Source organism: Stenotrophomonas sp. PS02289 (genome assembly GCF_029960115.1).
Lineage (GTDB): Bacteria > Pseudomonadota > Gammaproteobacteria > Xanthomonadales > Xanthomonadaceae > Stenotrophomonas.
On record NZ_JASCOZ010000076.1, the window covers coordinates 1 to 21,018 of the forward strand.

The 21,018-nt window shown below is 66.0% G+C and carries 15 protein-coding genes; 6 read left to right on the forward strand and 9 right to left on the reverse strand.

The genetic code is table 11. From position 1 onward, the window contains the following. The first annotated feature begins 58 nt into the window (after positions 1-58). Entirely contained in the window at positions 59-1,288 is a 1,230-nt protein-coding gene (locus tag QMX83_RS12050) for a multifunctional CCA addition/repair protein (protein WP_282296875.1), read from the forward strand. Here QMX83_RS12050 and QMX83_RS12055 read toward each other — a convergent pair. The 6 genes from QMX83_RS12055 to QMX83_RS12080 form a co-directional block, all read right to left on the reverse strand. After that, the gene (locus QMX83_RS12055; RefSeq protein WP_282296876.1) at positions 1,276-4,071 is read right to left on the reverse strand and encodes an autotransporter outer membrane beta-barrel domain-containing protein; all 2,796 of its coding nucleotides are present in this window, start codon (positions 4,069-4,071) and stop codon (positions 1,276-1,278) included. The genes QMX83_RS12050 and QMX83_RS12055 overlap by 13 nt on opposite strands. Before the next feature lie 134 nt (positions 4,072-4,205). Beyond that, positions 4,206-5,282: a heparan-alpha-glucosaminide N-acetyltransferase domain-containing protein gene (locus QMX83_RS12060; RefSeq protein ID WP_282296877.1), complete on the reverse strand. Its 1,077-nt coding sequence runs from the start codon at positions 5,280-5,282 to the stop codon at positions 4,206-4,208. Further along, complete coding sequence (gene nagA, locus QMX83_RS12065) at positions 5,279-6,427, reverse strand: N-acetylglucosamine-6-phosphate deacetylase (protein ID WP_282296878.1); 1,149 nt, start codon at positions 6,425-6,427, stop codon at positions 5,279-5,281. Before nagA ends, QMX83_RS12060 begins: the two co-directional genes overlap by 4 nt. After that, positions 6,427-7,455, reverse strand: coding sequence for an SIS domain-containing protein (locus tag QMX83_RS12070; protein WP_282296879.1), 1,029 nt, complete (start codon positions 7,453-7,455; stop codon positions 6,427-6,429). Before QMX83_RS12070 ends, nagA begins: the two co-directional genes overlap by 1 nt. Positions 7,456-7,462: 7 nt before the next feature. After that, the gene (locus tag QMX83_RS12075) at positions 7,463-8,530 is read right to left on the reverse strand and encodes a LacI family DNA-binding transcriptional regulator (protein ID WP_282296880.1); all 1,068 of its coding nucleotides are present in this window, start codon (positions 8,528-8,530) and stop codon (positions 7,463-7,465) included. Positions 8,531-8,572: 42 nt separating this feature from the next. Continuing rightward, positions 8,573-9,865: a sugar MFS transporter gene (locus QMX83_RS12080; protein ID WP_282296881.1), complete on the reverse strand. Its 1,293-nt coding sequence runs from the start codon at positions 9,863-9,865 to the stop codon at positions 8,573-8,575. Positions 9,866-10,134: 269 nt separating this feature from the next. Between QMX83_RS12080 and QMX83_RS12085 the strand changes: the two genes are divergently transcribed. The 3 genes from QMX83_RS12085 (at position 10,135) to QMX83_RS12095 (ending at position 16,378) form a co-directional block, all read left to right on the forward strand. Then, positions 10,135-11,154 carry a glucokinase family protein gene (locus tag QMX83_RS12085; protein ID WP_282296883.1) on the forward strand — a complete coding sequence of 340 codons (1,020 nt, stop codon included), beginning with the start codon at positions 10,135-10,137 and terminating at the stop codon, positions 11,152-11,154. 119 nt (positions 11,155-11,273) lie between these two features. After that, a complete protein-coding gene (locus tag QMX83_RS12090; protein ID WP_282296884.1) occupies positions 11,274-13,937 on the forward strand; it encodes a TonB-dependent receptor in 2,664 nt (887 codons plus the stop codon). 104 nt (positions 13,938-14,041) lie between these two features. After that, a complete protein-coding gene (locus tag QMX83_RS12095; RefSeq protein WP_282296885.1) occupies positions 14,042-16,378 on the forward strand; it encodes a family 20 glycosylhydrolase in 2,337 nt (778 codons plus the stop codon). A 451-nt stretch (positions 16,379-16,829) separates the two neighbouring features. On the opposite strand, the gene QMX83_RS12100 is transcribed toward QMX83_RS12095, so the two are convergent. Further along, positions 16,830-17,258 carry a hypothetical protein gene (locus tag QMX83_RS12100; RefSeq protein WP_282296886.1) on the reverse strand — a complete coding sequence of 143 codons (429 nt, stop codon included), beginning with the start codon at positions 17,256-17,258 and terminating at the stop codon, positions 16,830-16,832. A gap of 674 nt (positions 17,259-17,932) precedes the next feature. Between QMX83_RS12100 and QMX83_RS12105 the strand changes: the two genes are divergently transcribed. Next, positions 17,933-18,193 carry a hypothetical protein gene (locus tag QMX83_RS12105; RefSeq protein ID WP_282296887.1) on the forward strand — a complete coding sequence of 87 codons (261 nt, stop codon included), beginning with the start codon at positions 17,933-17,935 and terminating at the stop codon, positions 18,191-18,193. 346 nt (positions 18,194-18,539) lie between these two features. Here the strand turns inward: QMX83_RS12105 and QMX83_RS12110 are convergent, their stop codons facing one another. Next, a complete protein-coding gene (locus QMX83_RS12110) occupies positions 18,540-18,926 on the reverse strand; it encodes a VanZ family protein (protein WP_282296888.1) in 387 nt (128 codons plus the stop codon). A gap of 7 nt (positions 18,927-18,933) precedes the next feature. Beyond that, a complete protein-coding gene (locus QMX83_RS12115; protein WP_282296889.1) occupies positions 18,934-20,118 on the reverse strand; it encodes a class I SAM-dependent methyltransferase in 1,185 nt (394 codons plus the stop codon). A gap of 54 nt (positions 20,119-20,172) precedes the next feature. Between QMX83_RS12115 and QMX83_RS12120 the strand changes: the two genes are divergently transcribed. Further along, positions 20,173-20,910 carry a pteridine reductase gene (locus QMX83_RS12120; RefSeq protein WP_282296890.1) on the forward strand — a complete coding sequence of 246 codons (738 nt, stop codon included), beginning with the start codon at positions 20,173-20,175 and terminating at the stop codon, positions 20,908-20,910. Positions 20,911-21,018 lie beyond the last annotated feature (108 nt).

A 21,018-nucleotide genomic window follows, 5' to 3' on the forward strand; every position in this document is an offset into this window, starting at 1 on the left:
GGCCGGCCCACACATCGCCTGGGCCGGCCAACGGCCGGCGCTACCGTATGATGCGCGCATGAAGATCTATCTTGTCGGCGGCGCGGTGCGCGACCGCCTGCTCAATCGCACGCCCGGCGACCACGACTGGGTGGTTGTCGGTGCCACCCAGGCGCAGATGGAAGCCCAGGGCTACAAGGCCGTGGGCAAGAACTTTCCGGTGTTCCTGCACCCGGACACCGGCGAGGAATATGCACTGGCCCGCACCGAGCGCAAATCCGGCCGCGGCTATCGCGGCTTCGTGGTCGATGCCGACCCGTCGGTGACGCTGGAAGACGATCTGCTGCGCCGCGACTTCACCATCAACGCCATCGCCTGCGATGAAGCCAGCGGTGCACTGGTGGACCCATATGGCGGCGCACGTGACATCGAACAGCGCGTGCTGCGCCATGTCGGCCCGGCCTTTGTCGAAGACCCGTTGCGGGTGCTGCGCGCGGCCCGTTTCATGGCGCGGTTCGCGCCGCTGGGCTTTACCGTGGCCCCGGAAACGATGGACCTGATGCGCGAGATCGCCGCCAGTGGCGAACTGGACGCTCTGGTGCCCGAACGGGTCTGGCAGGAACTGCGCCGCGCCCTCACCTGCGCGCAACCGTCCGCCTTCCTGCGCACCCTGCATGAGGCCAACGCGCTGGGCGCGGTACTGCCGGAACTGGAAGCGCTGTACGGCGTGCCGCAGCGCGCGGAGTTCCACCCCGAAGTGGATACCGGCGTGCACCAGGAAATGGTCAGCGACATGGCCGCCAAGCTGGCACCGGGCGATGACCTCATTGGCTTCGCCGCGCTCACCCACGACCTCGGCAAGGGCCTCACGCCCGAGGCCGAATGGCCGCGCCATCTCATGCACGAACAGCGCGGCTTGGAACCGCTGCAGTCGCTATGCGAACGCCTGAAAGTCCCGGTCGAACACCGCCAGCTCGCTGAAGCGGTGTGCCGCGACCATCTCAACGTGCACCGCATCGACGAACTGCGCGATGCGACGATTCTTGAACTGCTCGGCCGCTTCGATGCATTCCGCCGCCCCGAACGCGTGGCCCGGATCGCACTCTGCTGCGAAGCCGACAAGCGCGGTCGCCTCGGCTTCGAGGACAGCGACTATCCGCAGGGTGAAACGCTCAAGCGCGTGCATGCCGCGGCGTTGGCGGTGCAGGCGCGCGACCTTGACCTGACCCATCTGAAGGGTCCGGCCATTGGCGATGCGCTCAACCGGGCGCGCACGCAGGCGATCAAGGCGGCACGTCAGAAGTCGTAACGCAGCCCGATGGTGCCCTCGACCACCTTGCGCTCCTTCTGCGCATCGCCGCCCAGGTCACGGGTGTAGTCGGCTACGGCGAAGGCACTGACGTTGGCGTTGAAGCGCCCGACCACGCCCACCCCCACTTCCAGGGCGCGGAAGGCCTGCTCGCTGGTCAGCGGATCGCCACCGATGTCGATGGTGTCCTCGCCACTGAAGCCGTGCCAGTAGTTCACTTTCAGGTACGGCTGCCAGCCGTTGTCGGCCAACCCGTAGTCACCGGCCAGACGGAACCCGGCACGTCCGGTCCAGGCGTTGTCGTTGTGCATGCGCACCACGGACACTTCATCGGCGGTGTCGTCGATGTCGGTGCGCTGCCAGATCACCTGCAGCTGCGGTTCCAGCCACCAGGCGGACTGGCCAAAGCGCAACAGCGGCTTGCCCACTTCCAGCGATGCCGTCGTGCCCTTCCCGTCCAGGTCCACGCCCAGACCGCGGATGGAGGTACTGCTGCCGTCGTAGCGGCTCTGCATCACCACCGCATCGAGGTAACCGTTCTTCTCGCCGACGCGGGTCCAGTACAGGCCGACGTGTTCGTCATCCAGTCGCGATTGACCGGCCGCCACGTTTTCCCAGCCCAGCGCGAAACCGGTCACGTCACCCTTGGCGCGATTGCGCCCCACGAACACCCCCAGCTGGTCGCGGGTGTCACCCGCATGCGCATACAGATCCGCACCGGCCTGCACGCCGACGAAGTGACCGTCAAAACCGGGCTGCGCATTACCTTTCCAGGTCTGTTCGTGGCTCTGGCCGATCAGTCGGGCCCACACGGCACGCAACCCGCCTTCGCCGCGCAGCAGACGCTGTTCGCCCTGGCGCTCATGGAAGGTGCCCAGGCTTGCCATGCTGGCTTCGCGCAGCAGCGGTGGCACCACTGCATACGGCGGTGTTTCCACGCGGTAGATGGGAATCACGTCCATGTTCACAGGGCGGCGTGCTTCCGGTGTAGGCGGCACCAGCAACGGGCTGGGTGCCGGTGGTTGCGGCGGCTCCCCAGCCACCACAACCGGTGCTGGTGCCGGGGCCGGAACCGGCCCGGGCACGATGGTGGAACGCAGATACCAGTTTTCCGTGGTGCCCGCGCTCACACCCCCCTTGAACAGGAAATACTCGTACGCACCGACCGAGATGCCGCTGGACAGCGCGAACGCCCCCGGTGCGGTGGTGCCGCCGTTGGTGGCCTGCACGACCATGATGCCGTCCGCGACCGTGCTGGCCCCGGTGCCGCCGACGTTGAGAATGTTCATCACCGTGTTGCCGCTGGCGTTGCCGCCTTCGATGACGAGTTTGTCCGAGGCCGAGGCGTCGTTGCCCAGTACGCTCTGCAGCTGCAGCGTACCGCCGTTGCCGACGTAGTTGCCGGCGATGGTGAAGCTGTCGCCTGGGCTGCTACCGCCGTTGCTGAGATCGATACGCCCGGCATTGGTTACTGAGGCCAGCTGGCCCGCGCCCAACGCCGCAACACGTCCACTGCCGCCGCCTGCCAGCAGCGCGCTGCCTGCGCCCACCGACAGCGTGCCGGTGCCGGAGGTGGCATCACCTAGGCTCAGCGTGCCGTCCATGGTCAGCTCGCTGGCACTGGTCAGGTTGACCTGCTCCCAGCCCAGCAGCCGTTCCACACCGGCCAGCTTCACGTTGCTCATGTCGAGCCGGTCGTTGCCAAGCGCCGCCTGGAAACCGGTGAATGACCCCACCTGGTCCGGCCCGAGGTTGGTCAGCCGCGCGCGGTCGTCGCCCTCGCCGAAGTCGACATTGCCCAGCAGCACACCACCACCGCTCCAGTCGAACGTGTCATTGCCCAGGCTCATGAGCACGTTGCCGCGCACCGTGCCCCCGGTGACGGTCAACGCATCGTTGCCACCGGAGACGCTGATGTTGCCGCCGATATCGCCGGCCGACAGCACGATGGTGTCGTTGCCGAAGCCGGTCACCAGGTTGCCGTCGATGCTGCCGCCCGACATCAGAAAGACATTGTCTTCCAGACGCATGTTGACCCGGCCGATGCGGCCACCGGTGAACTCGGCATAGTCGCCGTCGTCGAACCCGCCAATGATGTGGCCGGCGGTCATGCGGAAGGTATCCGAGCCATCGCCCTGGACCAGCGAACCGATGGTGCCACCGGTCATCAGGAAGGCATCGCTCTCGCGGCTCTGGTTCAGTTCACCGGTAATGGTGCCGCCGCTCATTTCAAAGCGGTCCTGGTCATCGCCCTGGTCGATCCGGTCAACGGTACCGGCACGGAACACCACAGCGTCGCTGCCGAAGCCCTGCAACACCCCACCCGTGATGCTGCCGCCCAGCATTTCCAGCTGGTCGGCTCCCTGTCCGGTGAGGATCGCGCCGTTGGTGCCGCTGATGGTCCCGCGATTGACCACGCGGGTCGCCTGGTTGGACACGATCGCAATGCCGGCGGCGGAGCTGATGGTGCCGTCGTTGGTGATCACATGACCACCGCCGCCGTCGAACAACACCGCGCCCCCGGTGGGTACCGCCAACTGCGCACCGGACTGGACATTGAGGGTGACCGTGGCCGACCCCACCACGCTCACCACCGGGGTGGTCTGCGGATTGGGTGAATCGGCGGTGCAGGTCACGGTCTGGCCGGCGGTGGGCGCGGTGTTGTCACAGCCGGCCCAGGCCGGCACGCTGGCCGCAATCAGCGCCGTGCCGCAGAGCAGTCGAAGAAGGTGGCGGGTACTGATCGCCAGCGGATGAGCCTGCAACGCGATTCTGGAGCACATGACCCAATCCTTTTTCCATAGGCGGGACAACATGGCTTACGCGTGACGGCTGCAGTAAAACTACGCAGCCCTGGGTGCGTACTTTTACTGGGAAGGTGTGATGGTCCAGTGGAGGAACTGTGAGGCGGAGCGCCTCAGATTTTCACGTAAATACGACGCCGGTCGAGCCACCAGACCACGCCCCACCAGCACAGCACGAACCCCACCGCGCACAGCAGTGAGGCCAGGCTGGGCTGCTGCGGCATCTGCGCAACCAGCCAGGCGTTGCACGCAGCCCACGCCCCACTGGCGATCATCACCAGCGCCATCACCGAAGAACCCAGGTAGGCGGCGATGGCGTTCACGCCAAAGCGCCGGCCCAGTGCCGGCCAGCCGCGCTGGTCCACCAGCCAGTGCGCCAGCAGCAGACCGGCAACGGAGATGCCGCTGGTCACCAGCACATAGCTGGGCGTCCACAGGTTCTTGTTCAACGGCAGGCCCGCCGACAGCCAGGCCAGCGCCAGTCCCAGCACCACGCTGCCCATGCCCAGCACGGCGAGCGCGCGTTGCCGGCCGTCACGCAGCCAGCGACCCGCGATCAAGCCCATCAAGGTGGTCGCAACGGCCCCCAGCGTGCTGAGCAGACCTTCCGGATCATGGCCCAGACCGGTCAACGGGTCGTACTTGTACAGATACGGCGCGAACAACGCCGTGTCCAATCGACTGGCCGGGTTATGCCACGGCTCCAGCGTGTCCGCGGCCAACAACAGGGCCGCATACCCCAGCAGCAGCACGCCCAGCAGTACCGCCTGTGCGCGTGGGCGCAGGTAGATCGCCACCAGGCCAACGGCCCCCACGCACAGCGCGATCCGCTGCAGCACGCCCCAGGGCCGATACGCCGGCAGCGCGAACAGCCACCACGCCAGTACATGCAGCAGCAGGCCTGCGACCAGGATGCGCATTGCACGCTTGAGCAGCGCGTGGCGCAACGCCGGCCGTGCCGATGGATCCTGTGCACGCGGGCCGACGCTGAAGGCCAGGGACACGCCGGCGATGAACAGGAACAGCGGGAAGATCAGATCGGTCGGGGTGAATCCATGCCAGTCAGCGTGCAGCAATGGCGCATACACGTGCGCCCAGTCACCCGGGTTGTTGACCAGCAGCATCGCCGCCACGGTGATGCCGCGCAGGGCATCGATCGAGCCCATGCGCGGTGCGGCGGCGCGGTTCATGCGTCCTCGCGCTGGCCGGCAATCCAGGTCGCCCGTACCTGCAGCGCGTCATCCAGCAGCACCAGGTCGGCCTGGTAGCCTTCGGCGATCTCGCCGAGGCGGTCATCCAGGTTGAGGAACTGCGCCGGGTAACGCGCCGCCATGCGCGCGGCTTCTTCCAGCGGCAGGCCGAGCTGCTGCACCGCGTTGCGCACCGCGGTGGCCATGTCCAGCGCCGACCCGGCCAGCGACCCGGCGGCATTGCGCACCACCCCGTCCACGGCGGTGATGACCTCGCCGTACAGTTCGTAGCTGGGGTCGTCCGCGCCGACCGGCGGCATCGCGTCGGTCACCAGCATCACCTTGCCACGCGGCTTGGCCGCCAGTGCCACGCGCAGGCTGGCCGGGTGCACGTGCACGCCGTCGGCGATGATGCCGACCCAGCTGTCGCGGTCTTCCAGGGCAGCGCCGACGGCACCCGGCTCACGGCCGGTCAGCGGCGACATCGCGTTGTACAGATGGGTGAAGCCGCGGATGCCCGCGTCCAGCCCGGCCTTGGCTTCTTCATAAGTGGCAGCGGTATGCCCCGCAGCCACGATCACACCCCGCTCCACCAACGCGCGGATGCTTTCCAGCGGCACCCGTTCCGGGGCCAGGGTCAGCAGGGTCACGCCGTTGTCCAGCGAAGCCGCCATCGCGATCTCGTCGGCATCGGGCACGCGGAACTTGTCCGGGTTGTGCGTGCCCTTGCGGGCCGGGGCGATATACGGGCCTTCCAGATGGATGCCCAGCACGCCGGGCACCTTGGCCTGGATCGCTTCGCGGGTGGCGGCAATCGCGGTGCGCATCACCTGCACGTCGTCGCTGATCAGGGTCGGCAGCAGGCCGGTGGTGCCGAAGCGACGATGCGCAGCGGCCAGCGTGCGCAGGCTGTCCACGTCGGGCGTGTTGTTGAACAGCACACCGCCGCCGCCGTTGACCTGCGCGTCGATGAAGCCCGGCAGCAGCCAGCCGCCCCCGAGGTCGACCTGTTCGTCGGCGCTGCCCAGCTGCGGCGCGGCGTCACTGACCAGGGCCGTGATCACGCCATCCTCGATCACCACCGCAAGGTCATCGCGGAACTCATCACCGGCCAGGATGCGGGCATTGCGCAGAACGGTCTTCATTACACGGTTTCCGTAACCTTGTTCAGATGCGGCGGCAAATCCGGATTATGCCCGCGACGCAGCGCCAGCGCGTTGATCGCGCGGTAGAAGCTCTGCACCACCAGCAGCGGCGCACAGGCCGGATGCGGAGACTGCGGCTGGGCCAGGTCGCCATCGGGCGCGGCCAGCCACACCTGCGCATTGCGGGTGGCGAACTCGGCTGCGACCGCACGGGTGCCGGCCCCGGTTTCGTCGGGTTGGGCGAAGGCCAACACCGGGAATCCCGGGCCCACCAGCGCCATCGGGCCATGTTTGACCTCGGCCGAGCTGTAGGCTTCGGCGTGCAGGCCGCAGGTTTCCTTGAACTTCAGCGCCGCTTCCTGCGCCGCGCCCAGGCCCAGGCCACGACCGATCACGAACAGGTTGTGTGCCGGCACCAGGCCGTCGGTGAGCGCGCTCCAGTCGCTGTTCCAGGCTTCGCGCAGCGCTCCCGGCAGCGCGTCCAGCGCGGCGATCAGCGCCTTGTCGTCGCTCCAGTACGCCACCAGCTGCAGGATCGCCGACAGCGACGCCAGGTAGCTCTTGGTCGCCGCCACGCTGCGTTCGGCACCCGCACCCAGCGGAATCACCGTTTCGGCCAGCTGCGCCAGCGGCGAGTCTTCCACGTTCACCAGCGCGACCACGCGCGCACCGGCGGCACGTGCCGCTTCGGCGTTGCGCAGCAGGTCCGGGCTCTTGCCGGACTGCGAAATCACGATGTACAGCGCGCCGCGCAGCTGCAGCGGTGCTTCGTAGACCGACCCCACCGACGGCGAGGCCGACGCGGTGACCAGCCCCAGACGCGTTTCCAGCAGGTACTTGGCATAGGTGGCGGCATGGTCGGAGCTGCCGCGGGCGCAGGTCACCACGAACGGCGGCGGAGCCGCACGCAGGCTGGCCGCCAGGGTCTGTACTGCCTGCTGGTTGCGCGCGAACTGCGCGGCGATCACGTCGGCCGCTTCAGCGGCCTCGCGGAACATCAGGGTGTCGTGGGGAGCAGGCAGGGACATGCAGGTCTCAGGGGATCTCGGACGTGGGAGGCCGCGCGCCCGCCGGGCGCATCGGGGCGGTGGAGCCGCGCACCACCAGCTGCGGCACGAAGCCCTGGTTGTGCAGCGGCGAAGCAGCTTCGTCATAGGCATCGCTGCGCAGCTGTGCGATCAGCAGGCGTGCGGCATGACGGGCAATGTCTTCGGTGGCCTGTTTGGCGGTGGTCAGCGGCGGCCACGACTGGCGCGAGAACGGGCTGTCCTCGAAGCCGGCAATGGACAGGTCATACGGCACGTTCATGCCCGCCGACTTGGCAGCGGCCAGCACACCGGCGGCGATTTCGTCGTTGGAACCGAAGATCGCGGTGGGCGGCTCGCGCAGCGCCAGCAGGCGGCGTGCACCACGGAAACCGTCGTCGAAGGTGTAGTCGCCGGGCACCACCAGATGCTTGTCCACGGTCATGCCGTAGTCCTTCAGCGCCGCCTCATAGCCGGCGTAACGCTCACCGGAGGAACGGTGCGAAGTGCCACCCCACAGGAAGCCGATGCGCTGGTGGCCGAGCTGGATCAGGTGTTCGGTGATTTCATAGGCGGCCTCGCGGTCATCCACGAACACGCAGGCCCCATCGGCCGGGTCTTCGGTGGCGGCGATGATGCGCACCAGCTTGATCCCGCGCGCGGTGAGCGCGGCAATCAGGTCGCGGCGCTCGGACATCGGCGCGGTCAGTACCAGTCCGGCCAGGCGTGAGCGCTGCACCCAGTCGGCCAGCTCCTCGGCCAGCATCGGCGAGCTCGAGTCGCAGGGATGGATCTGCAGGCCGAAGCCGGTTTCCCGACAGGCCGCGAGCACCCCGTTCTGCACGCCGATGATGTGGTACGGGTTGGGGTTGTCGTACACCAGTCCGACCACCAGGGTCGTGCCGGTGCGCAGGTTGCGCGCGGCCGGGTCGGGCTCGTAATCCAGCTCGGCGATGGCGCGAAGCACGCGCGCACGCGTGGCCTGCATGACGGAGGGTTCATTGTTGATGACCCGGGAGACGGTCTTCAACGACACCTTGGCCCGTTCGGCGACATCCTTGATGGTCGCTCTGCGCATTGGGGTTTCCTGCGGGTTCCGTGGAGCGTCCATGATCGCCGATCAGGCCGCGTCGCGGGGCAGGCCGACCCGGTAACCGCGCACCGAGTAGAACAGGATGTACAGGTAGCACGGCACCATCAGCCCGGCGAACACCCACTGGAAGTCGAAGTGCTGCTTGAGCACGGCGAAGGCCTGCGGAATGATCGCGCCGCCGGCAATGGCCATTACCAGCAGGGCCGAACCGGTTTCGGTAAAGCGGCCCAGCCCGCGGATCGCCAGCGGGAAGATCGCCGGCCACATCATCGCGTTGGCAAAGCCCAGCGCGGCCACGAAGCCCACCGACACATAGCCGTGAGTAAACAGCGCGCCGATGCAGAACAGCACGCCCAGCGTGGCCGAGATGCTCAGGTACTTCGACTGCGAGACCAGGTGCGGAATCACCAGCAGACCCACGATGTAGCCGGCCAGCATCGCTGCCAGGGTAATGGAGGTGAACAGCTTGGTCTGGTCCAGCGGCAGGTCGAAGCCATGCCCGTAGGTGCCGATCGCATCGCCGGCCATCACTTCCACGCCGACGTAGACGAACAGGCACATCACGCCCAGCCACAGGTGCGGGAACTGGAAGATGCTGGTGCGCTCACGGGTGCCCGGCGCGGCCGGCGGGGTGGCATTGGCTTCAGAGGTCTTCAGCTCGGGCAGCGGCGAGAACAGCACGGCCACCGCCAGTACCACCAGCAGCCCGGCCATGCCCATATACGGGGCCTGGATCTTGCTGGCAAAGCCATCCAGCAGCACGGTGCGGGTGGCCGCGTCAGCCGCGGCGACCTGGTCGGCGAGGTCGCCGATGCCATGCAGCACCAGCGAGCCGATCAGCAGCGGGGCCAGGATGCCGGCCACCTTGTTGCAGATGCCCATCAGCGCGATGCGCCGCGCGGCGGTCTCGATCGGCCCCAGGATGCTGATGTACGGGTTTACTGCGGTCTGCAGCAGGGCCAAGCCACTGCCGATCACGAACAGTCCGCTGAGGGCACCGGGATACCAGCGCTGCTGCGCGTAGTGGGCGAACAGCACCGCACCGACCGCCATTACCAGCAGGCTCAGGCTCAGCCCCTTTTTCATGCCGGTGCGCTTGAGGATCCACGCCGCCGGCAGGGCCAGGAAGAAATAGGACAGGTAGAACACCATCAGCACCAGGAAGGCACCCACCTCGTCCAGCTCGAAGGCCAGTTTCACGAAGGTGATCAGCGGCCCGTTGAGCCAGGTGAAGAACCCGATCAGGAAGAACAGCACCCCGATGATCAGAATCGAGGTGGTTACGCTCGAACGCGCGGAAGCGGCAGGCACGGCAGACATCGGAAGGGCTCCTGCATCGACGGCGCGCGAAGGCTGCGTCGGAAGAGTGGCTGGGAACAACGTTGTCACATTTATTCGATGGGGCACCCGGGTTTGTCAACAAGCGCCGCAGCACTCAACGCATGTAATCGATTTCACAAAGGCCGGGGCGTTGCACTGCACAATCGAAAGTGCGAGGTTATCGTTGACATCGTTGTCAGAACGATTACAGACTCCGCCTCAATCGCCGGGTTTGTTACCTGGTCGTTACGAACCCCAAGGGAGCCCGTGTGACCGCAGCCGCCCCAGCCGTACCGGCCAGTGCCGCCGCCCCTGCCCCGGTGCCGTTCCTGGCCGCCGACGTGGGCGGCACCCATGTGCGCGTGGCCCGCGTGCAGGCCAGCAATGACCCGGCGCATCCGGTCCAGGTGCTCGAGTACCGCAAGTTCCGCAATGCCGAGTACCCCGGCCTGAGCGCCATCCTGGACACCTTCCTGGCTGACGGCCAGCGCCCCGCGCACTGCGTGGTGGCGACCGCAGGCGTGGCCCGCGAAGACGGCACCGTGATCACCGCCAATGTGCCGTGGCCGTTGTCCGCGCGCCGCATCGAGCAGGATGTGGGCCTGGAGCACGTCTTCATCGTCAACGACTTCGAGGCAGTCGCCTACGCCGCCGCCCAGGTTGATGCCAGCGGCGTGCTGCAGCTGACCGGCCCCGCCACCGCCCCGCGCGGCCCGACCCTGGTGGTCGGCCCCGGCACCGGGCTGGGCGCGGCCGTGTGGATTCCCACCCCGCACGGCCCGGTGGTGCTGGCCACTGAAGCCGGACAACCGACCCTGGCGGTCAGCACCGAACTGGAAATGGCGATCGTGCGCCAGATGCAGCGCGAGCACGCGCACGTCTCGGTCGAACACGCGCTGTCCGGCCCCGGCCTGATGAATCTCTACCGCGCACTGTGCGCGCTCAACGGCCAGACCCCCACCCTGGCCAGCCCGGATGCGATCACCGCCGCCGCCATGGCCAACACCGACGCGCTGGCGCGCGAGAGCCTGCAGGTGTTCTGCGGCCTGCTCGGCAGCACCATCGGCGACATGGCCCTGCAGTACGGCGCGTCCGGCGGCGTCTACCTGGCCGGCGGCATCCTGCCGCAGATCCGCGAATTCCTGTTGAACAGCAGCTTCGTTGCCCGGTACCTCAACAAGGGACCGATGCGCGAGGCGCTGGAACGCATTCCCGTGAAAGTGGTCGAGCACGGGCAACTGGGCGTCATTGGCGCCGCCAGCTGGTATCTCGGCCGCACGCAAGCCTGAGCGCGCCCACCGGCGCACGGGACCCGCAACACGCTCCACGCAATGCCTGTTCGAACCACCACCACAGCTGCACACCGCACGCCGTCGCTGGCGCACATAGATTGATGAGGAGAGACATCATGAACCACCGCAAGAGCCTGCTTTCGGCAGCCATCTTCAGCTGTATCGCCTTCGGCGCGCATGCGCAGGACGCCGCCCAGACCAGCCCGACCGACCTCGACACCATCCAGGTCACCGGTATCCGCGGTTCGATGGAGCGCTCGCTGGACACCAAGCGCGAAGCCAACGCCCGTCTGGAAGTGGTCACCGCTGAAGACGTGGGCAAGCTGCCCGCGCACAACGTCGCCGACACCCTGCAGCGCCTGCCCGGCGTGAACATCAGCTCGGCCAGCGCCGACGAAGGCGGCTTCGACGAAGCCGACCGCGTCAGCCTGCGCGGCACCAGCCCGAGCCTGACCCAGACCCTGATCAACGGCCACACCGTCGGTTCGGCCGACTGGTTCGTGCTCAGCCAGGGCAACAACGTGGGCCGCAGCGTGAGCTACTCGCTGCTGCCGTCCGAGCTGGTCAGCTCGGTGGAAGTGAACAAGTCCTCGCAGGCCAAGCTGCAGGACGGCGGCACCACCGGTACCGTCAACATCATCACCCGCACCCCGCTGCAGTTCTCCAAGCAGTTCAGCGCGGAAGCCTCGGTCGGCGCGGTGCGTTCGGACCAGGCTGACTCGACCGACCCGCAGTACTCGGCGCTGTTCAACTACAAGAACGACGAAGGCAACTTCGGCGTGCTGCTGCAGGCGTTCTACCAGAAGCGCGAACTGCGCCGTGAAGCGCAGGAAATTCCGGGCGGTTTCACCAAGATCGCCGCAACCGATCCGGTTGCTGCCACCAATCCCGACCTGATCGGCGTCAGCGTGCCGGGCCTGCTGGGTTCGACCCTGTTCGAGCAGACCCGCGAGCGCAAGGGCGGCCTGCTGACCGTGCAGTTCAAGCCCACCGATGCGCTGAGCCTGTCGTTGAGCGGCTTCAGCTCCAAGCTGGAAGCCAACAACTACAACCGCAACTTCATGCTGTGGGGCAGCAGCTTCGCCAAGTCGCAGGCACCGAACCCGGGCTACACCGTCGTCGACGGCGTGCTCACCAATGCCACCTACGCCGGCGTGCCGGGCACCAACTACGGTGTCTACGACATGATCTACCGCGAGGCGACCGCTGAAACCAACTACGTCACCTTCGACGCCGATTGGCAGATCAACGACACCCTCGACGCCAAGTTCCAGGCCGGTACCACCAAGGGCACCGGAGAAACCCCGCGCCAGTACATTGCCGAAGTGACCCTGGGCCAGGGCGGCGGTGCCAGCTGGGCCACCCACGGCGCGGGTTCGCCGGTGGACTGGAGCATCGGTGGCGACATCAGCCCGAGCGGCGTGACCAGCTTCGGCACCTGGGGCAACCAGCTGGTGAAGGCCGAGGACAAGGAAGACTGGGCCACCCTGGACTTCAGCCAGTACTTCAGCGCCGGCGCGCTGAGCTCGGTGGACTTCGGCGTGCGCTTTGCCGACCACGAGCGTGAAGCGCTGTCGCCGGAAGGTGCCACCCCGGGCGACATCTGGGCGGCGCTGCAGGGCGGTGCCACCGGCAACTACCCGAGCGGCTTCGCCGGCGACGTCGGCGGCACCTTCCCGCGCAACATCTGGTACTACACGCCGGGTGCGCTGAAGGACGCCATCATCAACAACTCCACCTGGCTGGCCGGCAATGACGGCCCCACCGGTCGCCACAACTACGGTGCCGAGTGGAAGGTGAAGGAAAAGAACTTCGCCGCTTACGTGCAGGCCAATTTCAGTGGCGACTGGTGGGCCGGTAACGTCGGTCTGCGTTACGTCAACATCAAGCAGGACATCAACAGCTACAACGCCGTTGCCAATGCTGCCGATGCCGATGTGAGCAGCCTGTTCGGCATGTGGGAGCGCACCGCGTTCGAGAACAAGCACAACCGCGTCCTGCCCAGCGCGAACATCAAGTTCGACCTGGACGACTCGCTGGTGCTGCGCGTGGCCGCATCCCAGACCCAGACCCTGCCGGACTACTCGGCGCTGGGTGCTTCCTCGTGGGGTTCGGACCTGAATCGTACCGGTGGCGGCGGCAACCCGAACCTGAAGCCGACCCTGTCGACCAACCTGGACGCCAACCTGGAGTGGTACTTCATGCCGCGCGGCCTGCTGTCGGTCGGTGCGTACCACATGAACATGAAGGACTACATTGCCTTCGACGTGGTCAAGCGCCAGCTGTACAGCGAGCTGACCAACCAGCTGGAAACGTATGACATCTCCACCCCGATCAATGCCGACGGCAAGGTCACCGGCGTGGAAGTGGCCTACGAACAGCCGATTGGCGACTACTTCGGCTTCAACGCCAACTACACCTACGCTGACGGCAATACCGACCACACCTGGTCGGACGGCACCCACAACCTGCTGGGCACCTCGAAGAACACCTACAACGTCGGTGCCTACTTCGAAAATGAGCGCTTCGGTGCACGCGTGAGCTACACCCGCCGCTCGTCGTTCCTGATCAGTCTGTCCGGTACCAACCCGTACTACCAGGATGATTTCGGCACGCTGTCGGCCTCGTTGAACTTCAAGGCCACCGACTGGCTGAGCATCAGCCTGGACGGCCTGAACCTCAACAACCCGACCTACAAGTACTACCAGAGCGCTTCGATCCCGACGTCGTTCTACTCCAACGGTCGCCAGTACTACCTGAACTTCCGCTTCAAGTACTGATGTAGAGCCGGGCTCTGCCCGGCTGCACGGCAACACCCAAAGGGCCCGGACTTCCGGGCCCTTTTCGCAGATAGAATCAAATTCGCACCAAAAGGAATGACCCGATGCCCATCCGCACCCGTCGTACCTCGCTGTCGCTGCTGTCGTTCGCACTGGCACTCTCTCTCGCCCCGCTGGCCCAGGCCGCCGATGCACAGGCACCGGAGGGCCCACGCGCCCTGCCCGGCTCGCTGCCGCTGCTGCCGGCTCCGGCGCATCTGGAGCAACTTCCGGGCGCGGGCTACACCGTCACCGCGAGCACACCCCTGCACGCACAGGGCGACGCCGCACAGCGTGTAGCCGGCCTGTTCGCCACGCAGCTGAAGAACAGCGGCGGCCCGGCCCTCGTCGTATCGTCGGCACGCGGCAAGGACGGCATCCGCCTGGTGCTGGACACCACATTGAAGACCGGCACGGAGGGCTACCAGTTGCGCAGCGATGCGCGCGGGGTCACCGTGCAGGCCGCCACCGAAGCCGGCCTGTTCTACGGCGCAGCGACGCTGTCGCAGCTGCTGACCAGCGGCACTCCCGGCACGGTGCCGGCGCTGAAGATCGACGATGCACCGCGTTTCAGCTGGCGCGGGCTGATGCTGGATTCCGCACGCCACTTCCAGAGCCTGGACGAGATCAAGCGCGTGCTCGATGCGATGGCCGAACAGAAGCTCAACACCTTCCACTGGCATCTGACCGATGACCAGGGCTGGCGCATGGAGATCAAGCGCTACCCGAAGCTGACCGAAGTGGGCAGCTGCCGCCTGCCGGCCGGTGAGGGCGGCCGTGACCCGGCCACCGGCGCAGAACGCCCGTACTGCGGTTTCTATACGCAGGACCAGATCCGTGAAGTGATCGCGTATGCGGCCGCACGCCATATCCAGGTGATTCCAGAAATCGACGTCCCGGGCCACGCCACCGCAGCGATTGCGGCCTATCCGGAGCTGGGCACGATTGACACGCCGCTGAAGCCGATCAGCGAATGGGGCGTGTTCCCGAACCTGTTCAACACGGAAGAAAGCACGTTCGAGTTCCTTGAGAACGTACTGGAAGAAGTGATTGAACTGTTCCCGGCCAAGTACGTCCACGTGGGCGGCGACGAGGCGGTGAAGGACCAGTGGGAAGCGTCCGCACGCGTGCAGGCGCGCATGAAGGAAGTGGGCGCGGGCAACGAAAATGAAATGCAGGCCCACCTGATCAAGCGCCTGGAGAAGTACCTGGAGCAGCACGACCGCCGTCTGATCGGCTGGGACGAGATCCTGGAAGGCGGCCTGCCGCCGGAAGCGACGGTGATGTCGTGGCGCGGTATCGAGGGCGGCCTGAAGGCCGCCAGCGAGGGGCATGACGTGGTCATGTCGCCGGTGACCGACATGTACATGGACTATCTGCAGACCAACTCGGAAAACGAGCCACCGGGTCGTCCGCTGAGCACCCCGCTGGGCCGCGTGTACGGTTTCGAGCCGGTGCCGGACGCGCTGGCGCGCGACAAGCAGCAGCACATTCTGGGCCTGCAGGCGAACATGTTCACCGAGCACACCCGCAGCTATGCACGCCTGCAGCACAACCTGTTCCCACGCCTTGCGGCGGTGGCTGAAACCGGCTGGTCGCCGCGCGAGCGCCGCGACTTCGCCGATTTTCTCGCACGCCTGCCGACCCAGCTACAGCGCTGGCAGGCGATGGGTATTGCCTACGCGCAAACACCGTTCGAGGTGGAAGCGGATGTCACCGATGACCGAAAGGCCGGCACGGCCACACTGGCACTGCGTACGCCGCTGAACTACGAGATCCGCTACAGCGTGGACGGCAGCCCGGTGACGGCGCAATCGCCGCGCTACACGGCTCCGCTGACCCAGCCGCTGCCGGTGGGTGTGCAGGCGGCAACCTTCTTCGATGGCAAGGCCCTGGCGAAGGCGGCGAGTCGGTTCGACATCACCGCGCAGTCGCTGTTGACGCGTAACGACGAGCATCTGGATCTGTGCCCCGCCGAAGGCAAGCTGCTGCTGCGGCTGGAAGACGATGGTCCGGCAGACGGCCCGCGCGCGGTGTTCAACGTGAACATTTTCAACCCGTGCTGGTACTGGCAGAACGCGAACGTGGACGACATCGGCAAGGTGCGGGTACGTGCGGGCAACATTCCGTACTACTTCCAGCTCGCCCACGACGAGCCGCAGCGCCGGTTCGAGAAGGCACGCAGCGCACACGGCGAGATGGACATTCTGAGCGGCCAATGCGACGGCAAACCGCTGGCAACGGTACCGCTGCCGGCCAAACCGGGCGCAGACGGCTTCATCACTCTGGAGGCCGCACTGCCGCGTTCCCTGAAGGGCACCCAGAACCTGTGCGTCCGCTTCACCGGCGACACCCGCCCGACCATGTGGGTACTCGACGAACTCACCCTGCTGCCGCGCTGATCGCCTGATCGCCTGATCGCCTGATTGCACAGGATCCGTAGAGCCGGGCTCTGCCCGGCTGCTGTTGGACTCATGCGAACATCCCTCCGCCCACGCTATCCCTGGCTGGGCGGGTCGGGGCAGGCGTTCCGGGGGACGCTGCAAGTACGTCCATGTAAGCTCGGTCGCCGCATCCATGCGGCTCACGCCCCCTCCAACCCACCCCGACCCGCCCTCGACGAAGGTTCGGTGGCCCATGGGAAAGCAGACCGCAAACCGCGAGCTGGACGCGAGTGGAGCCTGGCTTTGGTGGGATCGGTCGACAGACGATCGCCCTGAAACAACCAACGTTCTTTAACGCATGACCCCAAGAACGGATCCGCCCCTTCAGGCCCATCGACCCGAAACATCTGGATGCAACGCCGGCTGGATCTCCCCCTCAACCCGCAGGAACACGGGGACCCCATCTACCCTAGTCCTCGAACGAGAACGACTTTATATCTTCGATATCCAACACAAATCTGCCAGACAAGACGTTGATCGTACCCGTCACCACAACATTCGCGGAAACATTGCATAGGTATAGCGAATCACGCTCAGCACAAATTCGCTTTCTCTCCGCATAGAAGGCTTTAGCAGAATCTGCATCACCATGTCGCCCAACATCGATGATCCTACGCCCCTCATCACACGACACGTCTTCAAGAACCTCTTCGTGCCTGCTATCAGAAACATATCGCGCCGAAAGCTCCACGGACTTCCCACGATACTGCTCCAAGCCCTCTGAAATTCTGCAGAAGGCGGACTCCGTATCCGCACCTCCCGCGACCGCGCTGACCGGAAGGCCATAAGCACTCAAAACCAGGACACAACACAACAACCGCGCGCGCCAAATGAGCATGTTTATTCCTTGTTGTCAGGCGACACCAGCCCCCTCATCAATCACAAAGCGAACCTGCGCCCCATCCGGGAGCCCAGCGATCTGAGCAGCAACACTTCCTCTTGCCTTCAAACTCGGGCTCTGCCCGGCTGGCGCATGCCATATCGCGCAGACCGAAATGTCGTTTGCGTCCCAAACCAATGTGTTCGCACGAACTGTGATTCCCGAAGTGCGCAATAGACACCGCACAGATGGTACCGCATCATTTGATGCCATTTCCGCCACCATCGAACGCATTCGACACCTCCCGGCACCATCCCGCGCCAATTGCGTCGCACCATTTGCGAATCGCGCGCACGCCCGACAACATTCATAGGAGTTGTCTGATGTGCACCGCCCCTCATCTGCTGCAGTGTGGTCACCGGAGCGTAGAAACTCCTAAACAACAACTGATGATGTCCTGCGTCGAAGCTGTCCATGTTCTTCGTCGGGAGGGTGGCTAATACAACACCCTCGCAAGGGGGAAATACGCCCGCCGGCTTTTAGTTGTTGTTTACGGTTTCTAACCTCCCGACCCCTCGCCATTCCGGCAGGGGTCGCATCTCACAGGAGGTTTGTCATGCAGAAGAATTGGCCACATACAGCCGCAATCTACGACCAGACAACGCCGTCATCCAGCACAGAAGGAACCCGCCATGCGTAGGCCGGTCTGGATGAGAGCGCGCGTGGAGCATGAGCTGCGCCGACGTTTCAAGAAGGCCGCGAAGCGCGCGGGACACTACCCGTCCGAAGCGATTCGGTTGTTCATGGAGTATCTGGTGGAGATCGACCTGACCCGTACTCCAGGCGACCTGACGGTGTGGCGCGAATCGGTCCAGAAGGCCGCCGAGGACGCGGCCAACGCGCTGTGGATCCTTGGGGAGCAATCGTCTGCGCGGGAGCGCGCGCAGGAGTAAGTCGCCCGGCGACCACGTGTCGGCGCGCCACGCGCGTCGGCACGAGGCCACCGCATCGTTCCGCGCGATGCGATGACGCGCCCCATGCATGGACACACGCGCGAAGCATCGGCCTGGTAGCGTCGGTCGACAGACGACGGCCGGTAGCGGTGATCGGCACGGTGACGCATGACCTGGGGCGGAAGAGCGCGTCCCCGTTCGACGGTCATGCGTTACCGGGGTGATCGTTGTTATCGGCGGTCGACTGTCGTCCGACCCTACCGTCAAACCATACGTGCATTTCAGGCAATGCGTGCATGCCAGGCATTCCGGGCGTGCCACGCAATTCGTGCATGCCCGGCGGAGTTCACCCCTTCAAACTAATCAGCAGATCCCGCAGCGGCGTGAAGCGGATCGCCATGCCGGCGATCACGCCGAGGGTGTTGGCCACTGCATCCGCCGGATCGGCGCTACGGTTGTCGGTCAAGGCACCCTGCGCGAACTCAACACCCACGCCCATCAGCACCAGGCCAATCCCGGCCCACCACAGCGCCGCACGCGTGCGATAGATCTGCACCGCCGATCCAGCCAGCAGGAAATAGGCAAGGAAATGCTCGACCTTGTCGCTGTTCTTCGGCAGATCCGGCAGCGGCGGGGGCGGAATCAGGCAGACCACGATCACGCTGATGACCGCAAACCACCACAAACCCAACCAGAATCGCGGCCGCCGCAGCGGTTTCAACATCCCTGTCATGTAAGCCTCAGAGTCGCCAGGTGAGATCACCGACCAGGAACGAAGCGTCCATGCTGACATCGCGCTGGAAGCCCATCACCTGGAAACGTTCGCCCATCTCGGTGGGCAGAGTGAGCTTCTTGACCTGGTCACGCAGGCGCAGCTTGCCCACTTCATCGGTGCGTTCTTCGGCCAGCGCCAGCAACCGGTCCAGGCCATTGCCCAGCAGGAAGCTGGATTGGGTGCAGTAACCGGCGAGCTCAAAGCCGGCACCGGTGCCGGCTTCGGCCAGTGCGGTGAAGTCGACCGAGGCGGTGATGTCCTGCAGGCCGGGCCACTTGTAGACGTCGTTGTGCACATGGTGGCGATAGAAGGCACGCACGGTGCCGTCGTCGCGCTCTTCCTGGTAGTACTCGTGACGCGGGTAGCCGTAATCCACGAACAGCATCGCGCCACGTTTCAGACCGCCGGCCACGGCCTGGATCCAGTACGGCAGCTGCGGCAGGAGTTCAGAACGGTAACCGTCGGCGAACGGCTTGCCCACATAGCGCTCGACATGGCGCACGGCGGCGCTGAGCAGCGCGTCGGCCGGCTGTGCGCCGCGCATGAAAGCACCCTCTGCATCAAGCTCCACGGTTTCCTCGTGGATCATGCCGTCTTTGGCCAGGAACCGCGGGGTGGGCAGCGCATCAATCACTTCATTGGCGAACACCATGCCGTCCCAGTCGTCGTCGAACGGGCGGTCCAGCCATTCCACCAACGCGAACACCGGCGGAATCAGCGCCTTCTCCAGTCGCTCACGCTGGCGCTCACGCAGATCGGCACTGGGTTCCAGGATGGCGTAACGCTCGGGCAGCGCATCCAGTTCCAGCAGGCGCTTGAGCATGATCTCGGCGAAGGCACCGCTGCCGCCGCCCAGTTCCAGGAAGCGCGCCTGCGGGCCCAGCTGCTGCATCACCGGGGCCACGGCGTTGGCGAGGGTGGCGGTGAACAGCGGGCCCATTTCCGGAGCCGTGGTGAAGTCGCCGGCGGGGCCGAACTTGCTGGCTCCGGCGCTGTAATAGCCCAGCCCCGGGGCATACAGGCTCAGCTCCATGAACCGCGAGAACGGCATGACCCCGCCCTGGGCGAGGATTTCAGCGCGCAGCGCTTCGCTGAGCTGGTCGCTGTGGGCCAGCGCGTCGGAGTCGGGAAGTGGGAGGGAAGAATGCATGGCGCGGTCGATTGCGGTGACAATGCACAGCATAGCCGAGCACGGAGACCCCCGATGACCGAAAGCGCACCCGTGGTGCTGATCACCGGCAGCGCGCGCCGGATTGGCGCGGCCATTGCCCGCCAGTTCCACGCCTGTGGCTGGTCGGTGGTGCTGCACGCGCACACCAGCAGCGGCGAACTGCAGCAGCTGGCCTTCGACCTGGACATGATCCGCCCGGGCAGCGTGCTGGCGCTGCAGGCCGACCTGCGTGACACCGCCGCCCTGCCCGACCTGGTGGAGCAGGCGGTGGGCCAGTTCGGGCGGCTGGATGCGCTGGTGAACAACGCCTCCAACTTCTACCCCACCCTGCTGGGGCAGATCACGGCCGAGCAGTTCGACGACCTGTTCGCGGTGAACGCCCGCGCGCCGCTGCTGCTGGCCCAGGCCGCTGCGCCGCATCTGCGTCGTCAACAGGGCTGCATCGTGAACCTCACTGACCTGCATGGCACCGAGCCGATGCGCGACCACGCCGCGTACAGCGCGGCCAAGGCGGCGCTGGAGATGATCACCCGCTCATTGGCACTGGAACTGGCCCCGAAGGTGCGGGTGAACGCCGTCGCCCCGGGCGCGATTCTGTGGCCGGAACAGGGCAAGGACGACTTCGCCCGGCAGGCGCTGCTGGCGCGCACGCCGCTGGGGCGGACGGGGACGGTGGAGGAGATTGCGGAAGCGGTGTACTGGCTGGCCAGTGATGCGCCGTTTGTGACCGGGCACACATTGCGGGTGGATGGGGGCCGGCAGTTGTCGTGACCTTCGGATGCACCGCCTGGGCCGGCCAACGGCCGGCGCTACCGGGAGCGTGCGTGAACGCCAACCGATGTTGTTGCACGCCGCGACGCGACGGAGATGCGTCCGGTA